Origin of the sequence: Methanosarcina thermophila TM-1 (genome assembly GCF_000969885.1) — an archaeon.
Classification (GTDB): domain Archaea; phylum Halobacteriota; class Methanosarcinia; order Methanosarcinales; family Methanosarcinaceae; genus Methanosarcina; species Methanosarcina thermophila.
Genome location: NZ_CP009501.1, coordinates 1991714 through 2011713, shown reverse-complemented (window position 1 = coordinate 2011713; position 20000 = coordinate 1991714). Strand labels below are relative to the sequence as shown.

Here is a 20000-nt window from a genome sequence, read left to right as displayed (position 1 = left end):
TTTTCCAAGTGGAATAAAATTATGTATCTATCAAGATACATTTTATAAAATCAAACACTCATCTTTTCATGGATCTGGTTAATTATGGAACATTGTACTTTCAACCTCCCGGACGTCCAGGCCAGTAAACCAAGTATAGCTATAAACCTTACCCGTGTAGGGGTAACAAATGTGAAAAAACTCGTTGAAATCAAGCGAAAAGACAAACGCCCTATAGTATTGATTTCAACGTTTGACGTTTTTGTTGATCTGCCATCCGATCGGAAAGGAGCAAATCTCTCGCGCAACTTCGAAGCAGTAGACGAAGTACTGGAGAAAGTGGTCAGCACACCTGTGTACGAAATAGAGCAGTTGTGCAGTGACATTGCACATAACCTGCTTGGCAGGCATGAATATGCTAATCGGGCAGAAGTTCGGATGAAAAGTGAATACATGATCAGACGTACTTCCCCATCAACTGGAATCAAATGCCAGGAAGTTGTAAATATCTTTGCTGAAGCATCTGCCATAAGGGGGACAGGGAATGATGACTATTTTGATGTAAAGAAGCTAATAGGTGCCGAAGTTGTAGGAATGACAGCTTGCCCCTGCGCTCAGGAGATTATGAGAGATAAGGCTGCAAATGAGCTTTCCAAGCTTGGAGTTGACAATGATACAATTATAAAATTCCTTGAGAGAGTTCCCATGGCGACCCATAACCAGCGCGGAAGAGGTATTATCTCAATCAAGGTAGCACATGATTTCGATGTTTCCCTCGAGAGCATCATTAAAATTATTGAACGCTCTATGAGTTCCAGCGTGTATGAAGTTTTGAAACGCTCAGATGAAAAGGTCGTTGTAGAAACTGCACATATGAATCCGAAATTTGTAGAAGATTGTGTAAGAACTATGGCTGACAATATAGTAAAAGAGTTTCCAGATCTTCCTGATAATGCGGTAATCACCATCAAACAGACCAATGAAGAAAGTATCCACAGACACAATGCTTTTGCCGAAAGAGTCGCCCTGATGGGAGAACTCAGGATGGAAATCAATCAAGGGTAAAAAGATAGAAGAACATAAACATAAAAATAGGCTAATTTTTATATTTTTGAGTCATGAGAGTCTCTGAAAAAATACTCCTCAGAGCCTTCCCAAAAGACGCCTTCAGCACAGTTTTGATAAAACCATTATTTTTAAAAATTTTTCACACAAACTTTATTAGATGACAACCTATAAGCAGTTAAATAGGGACTTACAGGACCTAAGATGCCAGTGTCCTGGAAGCCCTCGAGGTGAGAACATGGCTGAAGCTGCGGTAATCACAGCGGTAGGGCGAAATAAGAAATCCATTAAAGTGGGAGACACTGTCAAATACGTAAACAGCGACACAATCAGCCGCGTAACTGAAATCAAAAAAGATGAGCAGGGGAATGTATGGGTTCTACTCGAAAGTACAGGCCTCTGGTATAAGGAAGAAACTCTGGAGCCAACTGAGCTTAAAGTTAAAGAAAAGATAGAAAGGGAACTCACTCCGGAGGAACTGGAAGAAAGATTTAGAAGACAGAGAGAAGCGATGCAGACTTTTGATGTTGGGAAAGCCGGCGGCGGTGGGGCAGGAGGATAAAACCTCTTCCTGCACTTTAAGAACTTTCTTTTTTAATCTTTTTATTTTTACATAAATACCAAATATTTTTCTTGTAGTTCCCTATCTTCAATATTGTCTCAGTGTGCTCAATATAGTTAATCTGGTCTTATCTTTTCTGTAATTTTACCCTCTGTGCAAGAATACACTTGCCGCCGTGCCTGCCGCCGAGAGGGTGTTGAGGCGAGCCCAGGGAATTCATGCATCGAGCCATCACGGCTGCACCTCTTGCAAGTCCGTCATCTACAAAGACTACCCTTTCGTCTATTTTAGGAGCAATATTCAATTCATCCAGGCATTTCAGGATCAATTTGGGTTTGTTTCCTGTAATACCTGCCCTGCCTGTGAATCCTATAGTTGTGTCCTCAAAAATAAGCCCTTCTTCTTTTGCAACTTTGATCAATCTGCAAGCTACGCCTGCCATTACCTCGTCAATTACAGCATAGACAACTTGGAGTCCGTGAGTCTTACAGATTTCCATGCCTATAGCGCTGAGCTTGCCCATATCGGAGCCGTTTTCTCCTACATCACAGCCTATGAGTATTACGCCTATCTGCTCGGCAGCATCCGGTCTTACAGGCACGCTTCCGTACCTCGTTCTATTCCTTGGGACTTTTTCTATAATGATAAGCTCATGAATACGCTTTGCAAATGACTCAATTGTCTTAGCCTTCATCTTCAAGGTAAGAAATGAAGGAGTTTTCTCTTTCTCAAGGATTTCAAGAGCAGTTCCTACTTTTGAATCAACTATCCTCGAGCCGCGGACAATCGCATCAGGAATTGCTCCGGCATATCCGCAGAAGTTGCCTATTGTTTTTGCGTACGGCAGGTCAGGACTTGTAATCCTGCCATCAAGAGTTGTCCCAAAATCGATAGATATACAGGGATTCCTGAAGTCGACATCTGTAAGCTGAGCTGCTTCCTTAATTCCAGCGGTGGCAAGTTCTCCTTCCATTTCATTTGCAACAATCTCAACACCAGTTGAGCCTATTGGCGGCGTTACGCTTGCGACAGCTCCGTCAAAAATCACCTCTTCTAGCTTACTGTATTTCTGGAACTTTTTGGAAATATTTGAGATAGACATGGGAGGTGTCATGTTTTTGGGCGGAACCCCTGCCATCAGGCACCCATCTGCCAGGGCTTTAATAAATTCACCTACCTCGTCAGGAGAATCAAAACCTGCAACAACCCCTGTGGAACGAACTACAAAGTCCAGATCGGTCTTTATGTCAAGGTTAGCTCTTTCCACCGACTCTGTGAGGGTATCGCGCACCAGTTCTGCAACTGACTCACGAGTAAGTTCAACACCTGTAAGTGTCTTACCGAACACGACTTCACCGGGTTTGGGAGGACGGACATCTCTTGTCATCCGCACGACCTTGTTTATGATATGAGTCCTTCCAGTGTCCATATTGGTAGCCGTAAGAATAGATTTGGTTGTTGTATTTCCAACTTCTACAGAAGCTACAATAAAGAAGGGCTTTGACTTAAGATCAATCAAACGAACTTTGGGGGATTCTGTAATTCTAGGTTTCAGAGCCATTTTTAACTCCTTCCTGAGGATCTGCATCATATAAATGCAATTTATATAACAAATTATTTTGTAAACTTAATCTGGAGATAATTAAGGTCTACTTGAAGATTATTCAAACGAGTTAAGACCATTTCGAACGAGTGAGATTTTAAGATTTAGGAATCAGTATATGAGATTAGATCTTTCTGAATTATTGATTTTCCAGAACCTTAAAAGATATCTAAAAAGGATATAATTAATCAATAGATAAAGAAGATTAACAAAAGCCTATAATAACCTTTGCTAAAATATTCAGATGGGGAATTCAACAAAATTTAAATCTTTCTTCAGATTCGGTTTTTTAATTTTTAGTTTTTTTCTTTATATTAATTTATCCTGTGTATATGTTCTATATTATCTTTTCTATATAAATGACATAACTATAAAAAAGTGTATATAGATTTAATAAATATAATATTATAATCGCATGTAAATATAATAATCATATGAGGCAGGCACTGAATCAATTTCTGAATAATAATCAAGCCTGAAGCCACTTTTTGAGATTCTCAAGTAAACCTACATCGGAGGCTCATAATGCCACTTGATCCTATCTGCAAGAAAATTATTCCTGACAATACTCAACACATCTCGGACTACGGGGGAAAAGCTATTATTTCTGCAGTCCTGAATGCAAACAAAAATTCGATGCTCTGGAAAAAAGTGTAATCTGACTCAAACGGGGTCTTAGTGAAAAAGAGAAAATCTCCTTTGGAGAACTGAGAAAAGATATCATAAAACCAGGCATCTGTACTCTTTGTGGAGCCTGCGCAGCAGGCTGTGAATACATAACTATCGAGGGCGGCGTACCAAAACTGGTAGGTCCCTGCAAAGCCTGTGGAATCTGTTACTACCAGTGCCCAAGAACCATAACAACGGAAGAAGGGCTTGTAGGTTGTTTCCGTTACGCATACGCTGCAAGATCTGCAATCCCTGAAGTAAGAGGCCAGGATGGAGGGGTTGTTACATCGCTTCTCCTTTATGCTCTGGAGGAAGGATTGATAGATTGCGCTGTGGTTACTATTCGCTCAAAGGAAGAGCCTTGGAAACCCATACCTATTGTCGCGAGAACCAGGGAAGAGATTCTTGAAAGTAGCGGCAGTATTTACTCTCATTCCATGACGCTTGAAGCCCTTATGAGTGCAATCAAACAGGGAATGAACAGCATTGCTTTTGTGGGGACAAGTTGTAATATAGACGCTGTTACTAAAATGCAGGGCTGGACTACAGTCCTTGCCCGCTCAGCCATAGGGTATGAAATCTTCAACGAGGCTGTAGACAATGGTTATATTGAAGCCCGGCATCTTGAGGACAATGAACTTGAAAGAGTACTCAACCTCGCAAAAATGAAGAAAGTCCAAATGTATGATATAAGCAAAAGACAGAAAGCATAAAAATGAAGAACGAAAAGAGGTATGTTATCATCATGTTCCAGCTAAAAATTTGAAATTTGTTTACAATAAGCTACCGAAATTAAAGATTTCATTTGTCATAAAGCATTTGTATAACGCACTTCTCAAGCGAATTGAAAAACAGTTTATCTTATTCCTAACCCTGCTGACTCAGGTAGATATTCTTTTTCCAAATTCGCCCTCTTGAGCGAAGCGAAAAGGGCACCGTCCTCCCGAGATGGAACTCGGGCGAGGCGGGACTCGGGCAGCGAAAAGGGTTCACCTTCTCAAGAAGGGATTCGGGCGAAACGGAACTCGGGTGAGGCGGAACTCAGGCGACAGTTCTATTTTCTCGAGGGAGCATTAGACGCAGGGGGAGATGAATATATATTTATTCAATTAACCTGTTTCTATTATGCAGCAACCAACGGCATTCTATTCAGGATTATTCTATTTTTGAGGAACTTTCATGATCACAAAAGAAGATGTAAAACACATCGGCTGGCTTGCTCGTATTGATATCAGCGAACAGGAGACAGTCGAATATATGGAAAAACTTAACTCAGTATTGGGATACTTCGGACAGCTTGATGAACTGAAGACCGAAGATGTAGCTCCCACTTATCACGTGGCTGAGATATATAACGTATTCAGGGAAGATGTGGTTGGAAAATCCATCCCGCAGGAAGTTGTTCTTTCCAACACCGAAAACAAACAGGATGGGGCTTTCAGAGTTCCGAAAATTGGCTGAGGAGGATTTTTGATGGCAAAATGGATGAGTGTTGCACAGGTTAAAGAGAAAATCAAAGAAAGCTCAGCCGAAGAAGTAACAGCTCACTACCTTGAAACTATAAGAAAGAGCAAAATTAATGGTTATATAACGGTATCTGACAAAGCCCTTGAGCAGGCAAAAAGAACTGATAGCGAAGGACACAATGGTCCTCTTGCAGGTGTGCCAATTGCGATAAAGGATAATATTTCCGTAGCCGGCTTGCCAAATAGCTGCGGTTCGAAGATTCTTGAGGGGTATGTCCCTCCATTCAATGCTCATGTTGTCGAAAAGCTCCTTAAAGCGGGAGCAGTAATCCTCGGAAAAACCAACATGGATGAGTTTGCAATGGGCTCTTCTACGGAAACCAGTTACTATGGGCCAACTGCAAACCCCTGGGACCTTGAAAGAGTGCCGGGTGGGTCTTCCGGAGGCAGTGCAGCAGTCGTTGCAGCAGGAGAAGCTCCTTTCTCCCTTGGTTCGGATACAGGCGGATCCGTGCGCTGTCCTGCAGCTTTCTGCGGGGTTGTTGGGCTTAAACCTACATACGGAGTCATTTCCAGATATGGACTAGTGGCTTACGCAAATTCTCTTGAGCAGATAGGACCTATTGCAAATAATGTAACAGATATTGCTGTCCTTATGGATGTCATAGCTGGCTACGACCACAGGGATTCTACTTCCATTGACCGTAATACTGAATACCAGAAAGCCCTTGTCGACAATGTAAAAGGGCTTAAGATCGGGGTACCGAAGGAATTTTTCGGAGAAGGCATACATCCAGATATTGAAAAAGCCGTATGGAATGCCATACACAAGTTTGAAAGTCTCGGAGCGACATGGGAAGAGGTTTCCATGCCGAATATAAAGTATGCCCTTGCTTCATATTACATCATTGCAATGAGTGAAGCCTCTTCAAACCTTGCCCGCTTCGACGGAACAAGATACGGGTTTAGAGAAAGTGGCGAAAACTGGCATGCGATGGTTTCAAAAACAAGAGCTGAGGGTTTCGGTTCAGAGGTTAAACGAAGAATTCTGCTTGGAACCTATGCCCTTTCAGCAGGGTACCACGACAAATACTATTTAAAAGCTCTGAAGGTCAGGACTCTTGTGAAGCAGGACTTCGACAGTGTGCTCTCAAAATTTGATGTGCTTATGGCTCCAACCATGCCGACCCCTGCTTTTAAAATAGGAGAAAAGATCGAGGATCCGCTCACCCTCTACCTTTCAGACGTAAATACCTGCCCAATAAATCTTGCAGGAGTCCCATCAATTTCCGTGCCATGCGGTTTCACTGACGGCCTGCCAATAGGGCTTCAGATAATTGGGAGACCTTTTGACGAGCCTACTGTACTGCGTGCGGCATATACTTTTGAGCAGAATACCGATTATCACACAAAGAGACCCCCGGAGGTGGCATAAATGGTCTATGAGAACCCTGATGGGGTAAAAATTGGGCTTGAGATCCATATTCAACTGAACAAACTTAAGACCAAGATGTTCTGCGGCTGCTCTACGGACTATCACAATGCAGCTCCCAATACTCACACCTGCCCTGTTTGCCTGGGTCTCCCGGGAGCGCTTCCTGTACTTAACAAAAAAGCAGTGGAAGCTGCAATTAAAGTGGGGCTTGCCCTCGAAGGGGAGATCGCAGAAGAGACGCAGTTCCACAGGAAGAACTACTTTTACCCTGACCTTCCCAAAGGTTTCCAGATTACGCAGTATGATTTCCCAATCGTAAGCAGAGGAAAAATCGTAATTGAAGGTGAAGACGGGGAACATACGGTAGGGATCACAAGAGCCCATATGGAAGAAGATCCTGGAAAGCTTGTGCACATAGGAAGCATAGAGCGATCAAAGGGTGTCCTTATAGATTACAACAGATCAGGTATTCCCTTAATTGAGGCTGTTACAGAACCCGACATGCGCAGTCCCAAAGAGGCAAGAAGGTTCCTTGACAAATTCAGAAATATCCTTGAGTATCTTGATGTGTTTGACGGCAACCTGGAAGGCGCAATGCGTGTGGATGCAAATGTCTCTATCCATGGGGGTACCCGTGTTGAGATTAAGAATATCTCCTCTCATAAAGGAGTTGAAAGAGCCCTTCTTTATGAGATTATGCGCCAGAAGAATGTGATCAGGCGTGGAGGAAAAGTTGTACAGGAGACTAGGCACTATGATGAGGGCAGGGGCGTTACGCTCTCAATGAGGACAAAAGAAGAAGCTGAAGACTATCGCTACTTCCGCGAACCCGACCTCATGCCTATTCGTGTTACAGACTGGATTCCTGCGATTAAAGAGACTTTGCCTGAACTTCCGGATGTCAAACGCTCCCGTTTCATGGAGCAGTATGGAATTACAGATATGCACGCACGGTCTCTTACATCAAAGATTATGCTTGCTGACTTCTATGAAGGGGTCTGTGCAAAAGGTGTGGATCCAAAGCTTGCAGCCACCTGGACGGCTGACGTATTCCTAGGGGAGTTAAACTACCGTGATCTTGCAATCTCTTCTTATGATGGAGAGAAGATAGGTTTCATCCATGCAAAAGATCCGAGAATAAAGAAGTCCTTTAAAGTTTCGGATATGGTAGAACTGGTTAACCTCTTTGCCGAAGGTAAAATCAGTGACAGGGCTGCAGTTGAAGTTATTCGAAACATGCTGGACACTAAAGAGGAAAAAACCCCATCCCAGATTATCGAAGAAAAGGGTCTTTTCAAAGCCGAAGACGATCTGGTGACTAAAGCTGTTGCCGAAGTAATCGCTGAAAATGAAGCTGCTGTACAGGACTATCTTGGAGGCACGGAGAAATCCCTGAACTTCCTTGTGGGACAGGTCATGAAAAAGACAAAAGGCACGGCAGACGCAAAAATCGCACGCGAACTGATAATCAAAGAACTGAAAGGGTAACCCGGCAGGGTTCACCTTTTATTTAATTTAAAAACAGGTACCATTTTAAACCGCTTATAAGACTATTTATCGAATTGCTTTTACTATAAGCGCTCTTTTAAGCTTTTTTTCTCTATCTATTATTGAATAAATTTTCTGCTTGGATATGATTTAAATAATTCTTAAATTAATAAAGTTCAGGTCTACGGTCTTCCAGAATCGAGCCAGTTTGTCTGATTTTTTTTGCTTCCTCAAGATCGATTTCTCCGAGAAGAATACATTCTTTTTCTCCAGCTTCTGCCAGAATCCGACCCCATCCGTCAGCAATAAAAGAGCCACCTGGATAATTTGAGTATCTGTCTTTTCCCACCCTGTTGCAGGCGATATGAGGCAGCTGATTTTCAATTGCCCGAGATAAAGACATAATTCGCCAGGGATATAGATAAAAATCTGGTATTTCAGCAGCTGAAACCAGCAGGTCAGCTCCTTCAAGTGTCAGTTTTCGGGCTACCTCCGGATACCGGAGTTCGTTACAGACTATGAGCCCTATGGAAAGTCCATGTTTCTGCAGCCTAATGGGGTGTATCCGGTCCCCAAGTGCAAAATATTCTTTTTCAGGACCATAAAGCTGAGTTTTCCTGTGTACGCCTGCAAGCTTTCCGGATTCTATGCAAAAACCGAGGTTGAACTGAGAAGGAAGCTGTCTTTCTTTACTTACGCCTTCCATTTCTCTCTTTTCTATCATTGAGCCTGTAAGAATACACCTATATTCTTTTGAAAAATCACATAAAGCTTCCAGCGTAGGACCTGAGACCGTCTCAGCCACTTCCTCTATCCGGTCATAACAAAATCCTGTTGAGAAAACTTCTGGATAAACGAGCAACTCCGCCTCTTTAGAAACCGCTTCTTCGCCCAGGTCGAGGGCGCGCTCAAGATTTTCCTGTTTTGAGCAAAGTGAGATATTCATCTGGATGCAGGCGGCTTTCACGTTAGTCACTCTTTAACTTTGATAGTTTTAATCGTAATTTTTATATTTTTAGATTGGAATCGCAATGCAAATTGAGAATAATTAAAAAATAAATACTGTCAAGCAGCGCTTTACATACAAAATTGATGAGCATAAATAATTTCCTATTATTTATATGGTTAATCCAGAAGTTATATGGTTAATCCAGAAGTCAGTACTTGCCGTTAATTGGAGCATTTAATTGCAAAAAAAAGAAATACCGCCTGTGAAATCGGAAGGTTATTTCTATTCTAATCTTATATCACTTCTCTAAACTTTTTTATTGCTGAAGACCCCCATTAATCACTTTTTCAAACTTTCTCCTCACTTCAGCCGGAACCATGTTAAAAGGACATCCGAAGTAGATGCAGTGTGAACACTCGTATCTCCATATCGTCAGCAAGAAAATCAAAATGGAAAGTGAGTAGGTAAACATCAGAAATGGCTCTCTCAAAAGCCAGGGAATAGGGAAAAAAATCACGACTAAAAATCCTAGAGTAGTAATAGCAAGATCAAATTTGCCTGGAGGATACGGTCTAGGTTTGAAATACTTTGGCCAGCCCCAGTTCATCATGCATTTCACTTTTTTCTCACTCGCTACATAGTGAGGGCAATGGGTGCAGAAAAAACGCTGTTCCAGGGCGTAAAAGTGAAAAAAGACTAAAAAAATGTAGGCAAGCAGCCATCCTGTTGAGTAAATACCAATTGCAAGTCCTGCCGAACATAAAAGAGTCAGTGTTATGAAGTTCCAGTACAGAACATCTTTAAATTCGTGCTTCATTTTAAGAGATGTACATTTATATGAGCCTGATTTCTGCAGTTCTTCTTCTGAAAATCCAGCATCCCAGGAAAAATCGTCCCCTTTCTTAAACGCTATTTTCACGCCTGCAGGTGCCCTATTTACAGGACACTCGAAATTAATGCACCTTATACATTCATACCGGCGGGCAGTCAAAATGAAAAGAACCCACGCAACGATATAGGCTCCCAGCATTATCGGTTCCCTGACCAGCCAGTAGACCGGAAAAAGAAAAACAGGCAAAGCTCCAAGAACAATCATAGCCTTCTCAAAAGGGCTGTGAGAACCGGGTCGAGCTTTAAAAAGTTTTGGGACTCCCGGGAGCATAGTGCATTTTACGCGGTCCTGACTCCTTATATAATAAAGGCAGTGAGTGCAGGCAAAACGGAGTTTAATAATAAGGAAGAAAAACAGGGCTATTCCTGCGTAAACGGCTGCCCATTTGATTGAATCTCTGGCAATCGCTATTGACCCGATAAGAAAAGTGATAAGATTAAGGAAATTCCAGTAAAGGTGGTCTTTTAGAGAATGTTCTGTTTTTAGAGATATCGGTATTCTCGGAGAAGGCATATAAGGAGTAAAATCACACAAAATCAGATAAAAGTTACTAAAGGGGAGGGGACATTGAAAGAAAATATACCCAGAATTAGATTCTATATCGCCTGCAGCCTCGACAGCTTCATAGCCCGAGAAGACGGCAGTATAGACTGGTTAACAAAATATGATAACAATCCTGAAACGGACTACGGCTATTCCGAATTCTATTCCTCTATAGGAACAATCCTGATGGGCAGAAAAACCTATGAACAGGTTCTGAGCTTTGGAAACTGGCCTTATGGGGATAAAAAGTCATATGTTTTCACACGACAGAACGAGCCCTTGCACCGGGAAAAAAACGTAGAATTTGTCTCCGGGAATGTCGGGGAATTTGTTCGCTGGCTTAAGAAAAGTACTGATGAAGATATCTGGCTCGTTGGTGGATCACAGCTTATAAAGACATTCCTTGAAGAAAATCTGGTCGAAGATCTGATTGTTACTATTGTTCCCATTATTCTTGGAGGTGGGATTCCACTTTTTGATCGGATTGGGAAAGAAATAAGATTAAAGACCGGAAGGGTTGAAAGATATGAGAACGGACTGGTGGGAGTGGAGTACGAGATCCAGGGATGGGCACAAAAATAGCTAAAATTTAACTTATTGAAAATGACCCAAAGGCGCTTTCAATAAATATATATATTTTTAAATCCAATATTAGTTTGATTTCTAACTAGTTATCTCAAGATCATACAAACTAGTTATTTCAGGACCACATTAAATATAAATATATGTAGAACGAAATATTAGTAACTATTCAGAAGTTGGGTTCTCCCAGCTTCTTAAAGAGAAGAATAAAACAAACCAGATAATTAAGGAAATTTTCACTTTTGAGAAAAAGATTTTCCACTTTATGAAATTTGGAATTAATTTTAGATAAACAAAGTAGTCAAAATAGTACAATTGTGTCAACCTGTGTAACTGAGAGAAAAATTATATATCGGTAATCAGAATAAACAATACTAATTCTACTTAAATCAACTTAAGAAAAAAAATTTCAAACTAGAAGTCAAAGACCGAAAACCCAGACATTAGCCTGGGAGGACGTCGTGTGATAAGTCATGAAGAACATTCTTAAAACTACAGTTTTGCTTGCCGCCCTTACTGGTCTCATGATTGTGATAGGAAGGGTCATTGGGGGACCGACTGGAATGATTATTGCTTTTATTTTTGCAATAATCATGAACTTCGGAAGCTACTGGTACAGCGACAAAATTGTACTCAAAATGTACGGGGCAAGGGAAGTTTCCCCAGCGGAAGCTCCGAACCTGCACAGGATTGTCGATGGGCTCGTTATGAGAGCAGGGTTACCAAAGCCTAAAGTATGTATCATAGAATCCGGAATGCCGAATGCCTTTGCAACCGGCAGAAATCCACAGAATGCGGCTGTGGCTGTTACAACCGGGATTCTTCAGTTGCTCTCTTATGAAGAAATGGAAGGTGTGCTGGCACACGAACTTGCACATGTGAAAAATAGGGATACCCTGATAAGTGCTATAGCTGCAACCCTTGCAGGTGTTATCACAATGCTTGCCAACTGGGCTCAGTGGGCTGCAATCTTTGGTGGTTTTGGGAACAGGGATGATGAAAATGGCGGTGGGATAATAGGTCTTATCGCTATGGCAATTTTAGCACCTCTCGCTGCAACCCTGATTCAGCTTGCAATCTCAAGGTCAAGAGAATTTGCAGCCGATGCAGAGGGGGCCAGCATTTGCAGAAAACCCTGGGCACTTGCCAATGCCCTTGAGAAGCTTGAATATGGGAATGCCCATTACAGGCCTAGCATTTCAGACGTGCAGGCAAAGGAAAGCAGCGCTCATATGTTTATTGTCAACCCATTAAAAGGCGGAGCGATTCAGTCTCTCTTCAGAACTCACCCTGTAACCGAAGAAAGGGTTAGGCGCCTGAGAGCAATGAGGATCTGAAAAGATTCCTCAACCCTTTATCTCTTTTAATCTAACTTTTTTGTAAATTTTTTCTTTGGTTTGTGTTTATCTCTTTTCTCTATTCTCTTTATCTCTTTTCTTTACACTCTTTCTTTGTCCGGAATTTTTTAAATCATACATGGGTACTATCATGCAGCAAAAAATCCGGAATATGCCTGTGAGAAAGCACATATAAAAGAAAGTGGTAAATAAAGAAAAAAGGTAAATTCCTGATTTTATTGGGGAATCTTCAATGGAAAACAATTTTGAGATTGGCAGGATCATCAGAGCTAAAAATATATCTGATGCATGGTACCGTGGGCTTAACATTATCTGGAACCACGGGAAGATGATTACCGATGAAAGGGGAAGCCAGATAAGGGAATTCATGAATCTGATGATAGTTATTGAAGATCCTTATACTGATAGAATCCCGCACGATATTGCCTGGAATGAGGAAAGGCTTGAGGAGTATGCAAAGCAGCTTATCTCAGGTGAAAACGTACAGGACTTTGAGTACACTTACGGACAACGCCTTAGAAACTGGAGCGGGGAAGTGGACCAGATAAAATATGTAATCGAAAAGCTGCAGGAAACCCCGACATCAAGGAGAGCAATAGCAGTCACATGGATTCCATCAGTAGATACTAAGGTTAACGAAGTCCCCTGCATGATTCTGGATGACTTTAAGATAAGAGATGGAAAGATTCACCTTACTACTCTCTTTAGAAGCCACGATTTTGGTGGAGCTTATCCAGCAAACCTTTACGGGCTCTCGAAACTCCTCGAGTATGTAGCCGATAGGGTTGGAGCCGAGCCAGGCACAATCACTACAGTTAGTATCTCAGCGCATATCTATGACCATGATTGGGATCTGATAGAAAACATCGTAAAAGGGGTAAACTGAGCTTTTGATCTCATCAACCGTTCTTTGAATTTACTCAAATTAATTTAGTCCGTTCAAATCTTATAAATTTTGATTAATTTTTTTGTAGTTCTGGAAAATATATTCAAAATACTAAAAGTAAACATCTTAGTCTGAGGGAAATCAAAACAAAAATAAAAGAGCTCTGGTACACATGCGTGTTTCTATCGACAAATCTTCAATTAAAGGGGAGGTTTTTGCTCCATCTTCAAAGAGTTACACTCACAGGGCTATAACTCTGGCAGCTCTCTCAAAAGAATCAATTGTCAGACGTCCTCTGATATCAGCCGATACCCTTGCTACAATCAGGGCTTCTGAATTATTTGGAGCTTTGATTGAGAGAATGGAAGACAAGCTTATTATCCATGGTAATAATGGGAAACCCAAAGTCCCTGATGATGTGATCAATGCCGCAAATTCAGGGACAACCCTTCGCTTTATGACTGCAGTAGCAGCCCTTACTGAAGGGACTACAGTGCTTACAGGCGATGCTTCCCTTCGCACCAGACCAAACGGACCTCTTCTTGAGGCTCTCAATAAATTGGGAGTAAAAGCCTGTTCCACGCGAGGGAATGAGAGAGCTCCGCTTGTAGTTAAAGGGGGAATAAAAGGGCAGGAAGTGAGTATTGACGGTACTATTAGTTCCCAGTTTATCTCAGCCCTCCTCATAATCTGCCCACTTGCTGAAAACAGCACCACTCTTTCCATTAAAGGTCAACTTAAATCAAGACCTTACATTGATATAACCCTTGAGATGCTTGAACTGGCAGGCGCTAAAATCCATACAGATGAGAGTAATGGTATCAGATTTATAATACCGGGCAAACAGAAGTATGACCTCAAAGATTACATCGTTCCAGGTGACTTCTCCTCTGCATCCTATCTGCTCGCAGCCGCAGCTATGGTCGGCGAATCAGAAGTTACAGTCAAAAATCTTTTCCCTTCAAGACAGGGAGATGAGGTAATTATTGAGACTTTGAGACAGATGGGAGCAGATATAGTCTGGGATAAAGAAGCAGGTAATGTGACCGTCAGGGGGGGAAGAAAATTAAAAGCTATAACCTTTGATGCAGGGGCAACTCCTGATCTTGTGCCGACCATTGCTGTTCTGGCTGCAGTTGCCGAGGGAACGAGCAGGATTGAAAACGCTGAGCATGTCAGATATAAGGAAACTGACCGTCTGCGCGCCCTTGCAACCGAACTTCCAAAGCTTGGGGTAGACCTTAAGGAGGAAAGGGACAGCCTGACCATCACTGGCGGGAAACTTAAGGGAGCACAGGTTCACGGTTGGGATGACCACAGGATCGTTATGGCACTTACCCTGGCAGGAATGGTTGCAGGAAACACAACTATTGATACAACTGAATCCGTTTCTATCTCTTACCCGGATTTCTTTAAAGATATGCGCGGTCTTGGAGCAAGAATTAAGGATATTTCAGAAGAATAAGTTAAAATAAGATCTGGATGTCTAGATGCAAATTAGCTGTAATCTAGATGCAGATTAGCTGTAATCTAGATGCAGATTAGCTGTAAGCTAGATGCTGTTTTAATGTCAAAATTTAACATTGATAGCCGTATAACAGAAAAAATTCTTAAACATTTAATATTTTCTTTTTTGAATCAATCTTCAGCAGATCAAAGAAATTATTCGCATTTTAAAATAAACAGAACAAGAATTAAGCAAATAAGAAATGATATAATACTTATACAAAATATCCATATCTAAACTTATGGAGATAAGCTGTAAATGTGGAAATAGGTGCATAAAACCTGTTTCGGAAGTGTTAAAAGATATTGATTTGTTCTATAAGCCCTGTAACAATTGTAAAGCAGAAAATATAAAGAAATTTTCTCCTCTAGCCGATCAGATTAACTTAGATAAAATTGATAATTCTTTTGGGAGTTGTAAATGCGGCAAGAGACATCTTGATGTTGTAATGTCTCACGTACTAAAAATAATGATTGATGAAGGAATAAAAGATAGAAAAGCTAATTTAAGGAATGCATGTGTTCCTCTTGTGACGCCTGGCTATCCAATTAATTCCGTCCCCTATTTGTCTGAAGATTCTTTAGTAATATTATCTAGCGAAATGGATAAAAACTGTGCTGAGAAAATTGTAAAGGAAGTTGGGGAGGTTAAAGGGGTTTTAAAGGGAGATATAAGAAAAACAGTAGGTATAAAGGATTCTGATTCTAATCCTCATGTATATGAACTTCTTGCTGGATGCGATTTGAGATGTGATATTATACAGACTCCTTATGGTACTTTAGGAATATACAAATATCAGCATGAAATTCATATAGAGTTCCCAAGGGTAGAATTTCCCAAAATAGAGACACTTGAGAAAGCTTTGAAAAATTATGATAGACCTGCTGTTCTTGATTGTACATGTGGTCCAGGGACTTTAGGAATTACATGCCTTAAAGCTGGAGCGCGAAAAGTAACTTTTAATGATATATGGAACCCTGCGATAGAAGCTACTTTAATTAATTTGGAAGCTAATGGATTTCCAGTTAACCCGTCAGATAGTGAAGATGAATTAATAGCTTCTGGAGACAAGTTTGAAGTTTACAGCATGGATATAAGAAAATTAGTGAGTTCTGTGGATGAGGAATTTGATATCTGCATTGTAGATACATTTCCTGGGGTAGATACAACAGAATTCGTAGAGACTGCAGGGAAATTAGGCAAAAACGTTGTCGTGATTTAAAGTATTTGATATTCTGGAAAATTCCGCTCGTTAATTTTTTGGTGTTGCTGCTTTAGAGCAGGCTCTTTAACAAATCGCGGTAGGAAAAAAGTAAGAGTCACTGAAAAAAAGAGGCAAAAAGTAGGCCTGAGGCCTACTCTGTTTTAAGGTTTTTAACTTATTTAGCTTACTTTGCTGGAATGATGAGGGATCTCTCACCAGCAGGCACGAACTCTCTCAGGGCACCGCGGCCGAACTCTTTCCTGGGCTCAGCGAAGTTGAAGGGCAGGAGATCGTCAGCGAAGCAGACCTTTACGAGTGGGTTGACGGTGAATGCGTCTCCACGGCCTGCATGGGCTGCCTGAGCGATACCTGCGTATCCACCCTGGTGACCGACGTTCATTGCGTAGTTGGGGTAGTTTGGACCACGGAGTTCGTTTGGAAGACCTTCGTCGCCCTGGTAGGACAGAACGTTTGTAGCACCGCACTGGTCCTGCAGGTCGTATCCGAAGAATCCGAGTCTGCCCCATGCTTCCTTGTGCAGGTACATGGAGAGGTACCAGCCTGAGAGACCGGCATTGGCGTTTCCAGTTGCGAGGGCAGTTGCGACACCGGCTGCGGCTGCGAGCACGGTTGCTCTCTGGGAACCACCGAAGTGATCTTCAAGGGCAGTCGGGAACTTCTCGTAGGTCTCGATACCGTAGATTGTGGACTCGGTTGCGATGTCCTTTACGACTTCGAGGGTTGCCTTTATCTTGTTGTCCTTACCGACTTTTGCAGCACCGTTGTACTTGTCGTTGATGTAGTCAACGTTGTAGTAGGTGTTGTTGTCGAGGATGTCATCGGTGTATGCAGCTGTTGCATACTGGGTGAACCCAACACCACCGGACATGTAGGATCCGAGCCAGATCTGGTCGTAGAGCATACAGCCTGCACCGACGACTTCAAGGGCTACCTTTGCTGGGTCGTCAAGGACTTTGCGGCTTGTCTGGACGATGTCTGCCAGGTGACCGAAGGACAGTCCTCCGGGCTCGTTTGGACCACGTGCACGCCTTGCTGGGAGCATTTCACCCATTGAGACAAGAGCTGCGTGCTTTGCAGCAAAGGACAGGTCAGCGACGGCTGCTTCACCGGCGCACATTGCGTATGCGGAGATGAAGGACATACCGATCTGCATGGCTGCCCACCTTGAGGTCTGAGCACCATCAGTTGTTCTGGAGACAATTGTTGGGATGTGGATTGCCTGCCAGGAGGTCTTGCCTATGGAAGCCTTAATCTGAGCTGCCTGTTCTTCTGGGAATTCCTTGTTGATGTCAATAAGGAACTGTTTGTCAATTTCGTCTGCAAGTGAGTCGTCACCGGTAAAGACCTTGACGTAGCAGTCGTCAACAAGGGCAGGGTGGGTTTCAACCATCATTTCCTGAACCACTGCTGCACCGGGCATGGCATGGTTAAGGACTTCAAGGTAGTGGTTAATGGTTTCAGGGGTAACTTCCTTACCCAGCCTCTTCTCAAGGGTCTCGTGAGCCATGTCAAGACCGACAATACAGGTTCTCCTGATGTCGTCCCAGAACTGCTGCATTGCAGCGTTGTTGACGTAGTGCAGGTCGTCGGGTTCACAGACCATGTCAGTACCGGAGATGGTGTAAGGAGTGATTGCACGCTGACCGAGAGGAGCACCAGAGTGCATCATTGGGTTGTAGAATGCAAGGCCCCTCTTTTCTGCAATTTCCTTACCGGCTTTAATCATTTCGACCTTTCTGTTGTCCTGTTCAGGGCCAAGTCTCAGGAACTTTGTAGTTTTGCTGGTGATGTCGCCGCCGGTCTGCTTGTTTGAACCAAATTCCTGTGCGAATTTGACTTCCATACTCTTTTTAAATTTTGCGAAAATATCTGCTGCCATCGTGATCACCTCATTTCGGCTGGAATCCGTACTTTGTTCTCAGATCAAATATCCTCTGTACCCATTCAATGACTTCTGCATCGTCCCTGAAGGGTACATTGTCCACACGGTAAATTGTGGTCCTCTTTGCGGCTTCTTCGCTGGACATTGGCTTTCCGAGGTCTACTTTCCTATCGAGTGGGATTGCAACCTGGTCCTTATCCATTATAATGGTGCCACCTTCGAGTCTTCTCCTGTCGAGCATGTCGAACATCACACCATCTTCCTGGAGACGGACAGAGTGACCGTGGACGGTTGCTCCACGCATACCTGAGAGTGCGGGGTCTGTGATTTCGGTTTCCATCTGAACCTTTGCGCACTTCTCCATGTCCCTCTCACGGGCTTCAACGATCTGACGTCCGGAAAGGGTACCTGGGTCTACGCCTCTATAGTTGATTGCTGCAAAGTATGATCTGAAGTATGGGGTTGCAGGCGCGTTGTACATGGAGTCAGTAAACTGGACGTACCTGACTCTGTCACCAGCCTTTGCACCAGGTGTAGGTTCAACGATCTCGCGAATCGGGCATGCTGGCTCTCCCATTTCTGCAAGTGGTGGGTGGGTGCTTGGATAGTCACTTCCTGGGGCTCTGTGCCCGAGAATTGCTGTTAAGTCTTCGTCTGAAATCTCCCTGAGTTTCTCAAGTTTTCCAGACATGTGTTTTCTTCTATTTTCGGCAACTGATGTTGCGCCTGGATAAAATTGTCTCTCGTATGCCATCTCATGCAACTCCTTTATGATCTTCTAACTGGTCTAATGTAGTCTTGACGTATTTAATGATCAAATTTAGCTTGTCCCTGGGACAGGAGTCACCACGTGTAACTCCGCTCACCGTATCCATCACAATTCCCTTTGTACGAATATTTTCATCCCTTGGCATCACTAATCTCGTCTTTATCCCTGCTTCTGCGAAATCCTCGAAATCCACTGGGATCTGGCTGACTATAATCGCCGGAATATTAGCCTGACTCAGGATTTCCCTGGTTTTTCTAATAACATGGTCCTTGATATTTCCAAGGTGAATAACAGCCAGTTTGTGCATTTCAATCTGTGCGACTTCTACCGGACTCAGTACAAAAGATCCGGTTCTCATTCCAGATTCAGGAATTCCGGAGCCTGAGTACAGCACCAGCACACTTACCTGGATGTTTTCTTTCCTCATTCCGTATGTGATCTCGCATACCGGTTTTGTGATATGCCTCTGCCCGGGACTCATGGCAATAGCTATAACATCAGCACGGCCGGCTTCCGATAGAGTACCTCGCTGAGCAAGTCCTCCTCCTTTGCCAAGTCCGCCACCGCATCTGCAGTCTACTACCTGCGTTTCCCGGTCGATCATCATACTTTTTCACTCATTTTGATCCCTTTTTTTTTCTTGCTTCTCTTGTTTCTCAATAAAGATGAGCTGATCTGCTCTGGATTTGGGATCTACCATACCAAGGAACCGAGGATCTGCTCCAGGGCCGAGTTTGGCATAGTCAGTTACAGTCGGCTTCCTTCTGAGGAAATGTCCTTCCCTGAATTCAAAGGGGAACGGGAACAGTTTTTCGCATATTTCCCTGATCTGTTCTTTAGCTTCGGCGTTTGAAAGTTCAACCCTGATCCTACCCACACAGATTTTTAATTCAACAACCTGATCTCCAATCTGAATAGGCTTTCTCAGTGGATGTTCCACCCTTTCCCCGGTGCCGGGCCCAGCACATACCCTATCAGGCAGCCGGTTGCCCTGCACCATAACGCGGATTACCCCGTCCACCTTATATATCTCAGATATGAGTTTCTGAGCTGTTTCAGGGGACAGGATTCTACTGGGAAAGATTTCGATTTGAATAAAATCTTCAGTATTTGAAGCAGAGTCTGACATCGTTAGACCTT

17 protein-coding genes and 1 pseudogene are annotated in these 20000 nt (G+C 42.9%); 11 read left to right on the top strand and 7 right to left on the bottom strand.

Annotated features, from left to right (window positions below; all coding sequences use genetic code 11):
• The first annotated feature begins 84 nt into the window (after window positions 1-84).
• Window positions 85-1044, top strand: coding sequence for a GTP cyclohydrolase MptA (mptA, locus tag MSTHT_RS08715; protein WP_048167443.1), 960 nt, complete (start codon window positions 85-87; stop codon window positions 1042-1044).
• 238 nt (window positions 1045-1282) lie between these two features.
• A complete protein-coding gene (locus tag MSTHT_RS08710; RefSeq protein ID WP_048167442.1) occupies window positions 1283-1606 on the top strand; it encodes a DUF2098 domain-containing protein in 324 nt (107 codons plus the stop codon).
• Between the two features lie 127 nt (window positions 1607-1733).
• Here the strand turns inward: MSTHT_RS08710 and MSTHT_RS08705 are convergent, their stop codons facing one another.
• Window positions 1734-3167: a methanogenesis marker 14 protein gene (locus MSTHT_RS08705; protein ID WP_048167441.1), complete on the bottom strand. Its 1434-nt coding sequence runs from the start codon at window positions 3165-3167 to the stop codon at window positions 1734-1736.
• Window positions 3168-3734: 567 nt separating this feature from the next.
• Here MSTHT_RS08705 and MSTHT_RS08700 point away from each other — a divergent pair.
• From MSTHT_RS08700 to gatB, 4 genes and pseudogenes are all read left to right on the top strand, one after another.
• Window positions 3735-4591: pseudogene (locus tag MSTHT_RS08700) on the top strand (coenzyme F420 hydrogenase/dehydrogenase beta subunit N-terminal domain-containing protein).
• A 466-nt stretch (window positions 4592-5057) separates the two neighbouring features.
• The gene (gene gatC / locus MSTHT_RS08695) at window positions 5058-5339 is read left to right on the top strand and encodes an Asp-tRNA(Asn)/Glu-tRNA(Gln) amidotransferase subunit GatC (protein ID WP_048167440.1); all 282 of its coding nucleotides are present in this window, start codon (window positions 5058-5060) and stop codon (window positions 5337-5339) included.
• 12 nt (window positions 5340-5351) lie between these two features.
• Window positions 5352-6779 carry an Asp-tRNA(Asn)/Glu-tRNA(Gln) amidotransferase subunit GatA gene (gatA, locus tag MSTHT_RS08690; protein ID WP_048167439.1) on the top strand — a complete coding sequence of 476 codons (1428 nt, stop codon included), beginning with the start codon at window positions 5352-5354 and terminating at the stop codon, window positions 6777-6779.
• Window positions 6780-8267 carry an Asp-tRNA(Asn)/Glu-tRNA(Gln) amidotransferase subunit GatB gene (gatB, locus tag MSTHT_RS08685; protein WP_048167438.1) on the top strand — a complete coding sequence of 496 codons (1488 nt, stop codon included), beginning with the start codon at window positions 6780-6782 and terminating at the stop codon, window positions 8265-8267.
• A gap of 166 nt (window positions 8268-8433) precedes the next feature.
• Here the strand turns inward: gatB and MSTHT_RS08680 are convergent, their stop codons facing one another.
• Window positions 8434-9243 (bottom strand): nitrilase-related carbon-nitrogen hydrolase, encoded by an 810-nt coding sequence (locus tag MSTHT_RS08680; protein WP_082086816.1) that lies wholly within the window; start codon window positions 9241-9243, stop codon window positions 8434-8436.
• Between the two features lie 289 nt (window positions 9244-9532).
• Window positions 9533-10621 (bottom strand): hypothetical protein, encoded by a 1089-nt coding sequence (locus MSTHT_RS08675; protein WP_048167437.1) that lies wholly within the window; start codon window positions 10619-10621, stop codon window positions 9533-9535.
• Window positions 10622-10675: 54 nt separating this feature from the next.
• Here MSTHT_RS08675 and MSTHT_RS08670 point away from each other — a divergent pair, with 54 nt between their 5' ends.
• The 5 genes from MSTHT_RS08670 to MSTHT_RS08650 all read left to right on the top strand — a co-directional run bounded on the left by MSTHT_RS08670 (window position 10676) and on the right by MSTHT_RS08650 (window position 16206).
• Window positions 10676-11233 carry a dihydrofolate reductase family protein gene (locus MSTHT_RS08670; RefSeq protein ID WP_052721864.1) on the top strand — a complete coding sequence of 186 codons (558 nt, stop codon included), beginning with the start codon at window positions 10676-10678 and terminating at the stop codon, window positions 11231-11233.
• A gap of 473 nt (window positions 11234-11706) precedes the next feature.
• Window positions 11707-12570, top strand: a complete 864-nt coding sequence (gene htpX, locus MSTHT_RS08665; protein ID WP_048167436.1) for a zinc metalloprotease HtpX — start codon at window positions 11707-11709, stop codon at window positions 12568-12570.
• Window positions 12571-12823: 253 nt separating this feature from the next.
• Window positions 12824-13477: a thymidylate synthase gene (locus MSTHT_RS08660; protein ID WP_048167435.1), complete on the top strand. Its 654-nt coding sequence runs from the start codon at window positions 12824-12826 to the stop codon at window positions 13475-13477.
• Between the two features lie 172 nt (window positions 13478-13649).
• The gene (gene aroA / locus MSTHT_RS08655; RefSeq protein WP_048167434.1) at window positions 13650-14942 is read left to right on the top strand and encodes a 3-phosphoshikimate 1-carboxyvinyltransferase; all 1293 of its coding nucleotides are present in this window, start codon (window positions 13650-13652) and stop codon (window positions 14940-14942) included.
• A gap of 283 nt (window positions 14943-15225) precedes the next feature.
• Window positions 15226-16206 (top strand): 50S ribosomal protein L11 methyltransferase, encoded by a 981-nt coding sequence (locus MSTHT_RS08650; protein WP_048167433.1) that lies wholly within the window; start codon window positions 15226-15228, stop codon window positions 16204-16206.
• Window positions 16207-16372: 166 nt separating this feature from the next.
• Here MSTHT_RS08650 and mcrA read toward each other — a convergent pair whose 3' ends face one another.
• From mcrA to mcrD, 4 genes are read right to left on the bottom strand one after another with little or no spacing between them, the layout of a single operon-like run.
• The gene (gene mcrA, locus MSTHT_RS08645; protein WP_048167432.1) at window positions 16373-18088 is read right to left on the bottom strand and encodes a coenzyme-B sulfoethylthiotransferase subunit alpha; all 1716 of its coding nucleotides are present in this window, start codon (window positions 18086-18088) and stop codon (window positions 16373-16375) included.
• 10 nt (window positions 18089-18098) lie between these two features.
• Window positions 18099-18845: a coenzyme-B sulfoethylthiotransferase subunit gamma gene (mcrG, locus tag MSTHT_RS08640; protein WP_048167431.1), complete on the bottom strand. Its 747-nt coding sequence runs from the start codon at window positions 18843-18845 to the stop codon at window positions 18099-18101.
• Between the two features lies 1 nt (window position 18846).
• On the bottom strand, window positions 18847-19467 hold the full coding sequence (mcrC, locus tag MSTHT_RS08635) for a methyl-coenzyme M reductase I operon protein C (protein ID WP_048167430.1): 621 nt from the start codon (window positions 19465-19467) through the stop codon (window positions 18847-18849).
• 6 nt (window positions 19468-19473) lie between these two features.
• Window positions 19474-19989, bottom strand: coding sequence for a methyl-coenzyme M reductase operon protein D (gene mcrD / locus MSTHT_RS08630; RefSeq protein ID WP_048167429.1), 516 nt, complete (start codon window positions 19987-19989; stop codon window positions 19474-19476).
• Between the last annotated feature and the right edge of the window lie 11 nt (window positions 19990-20000).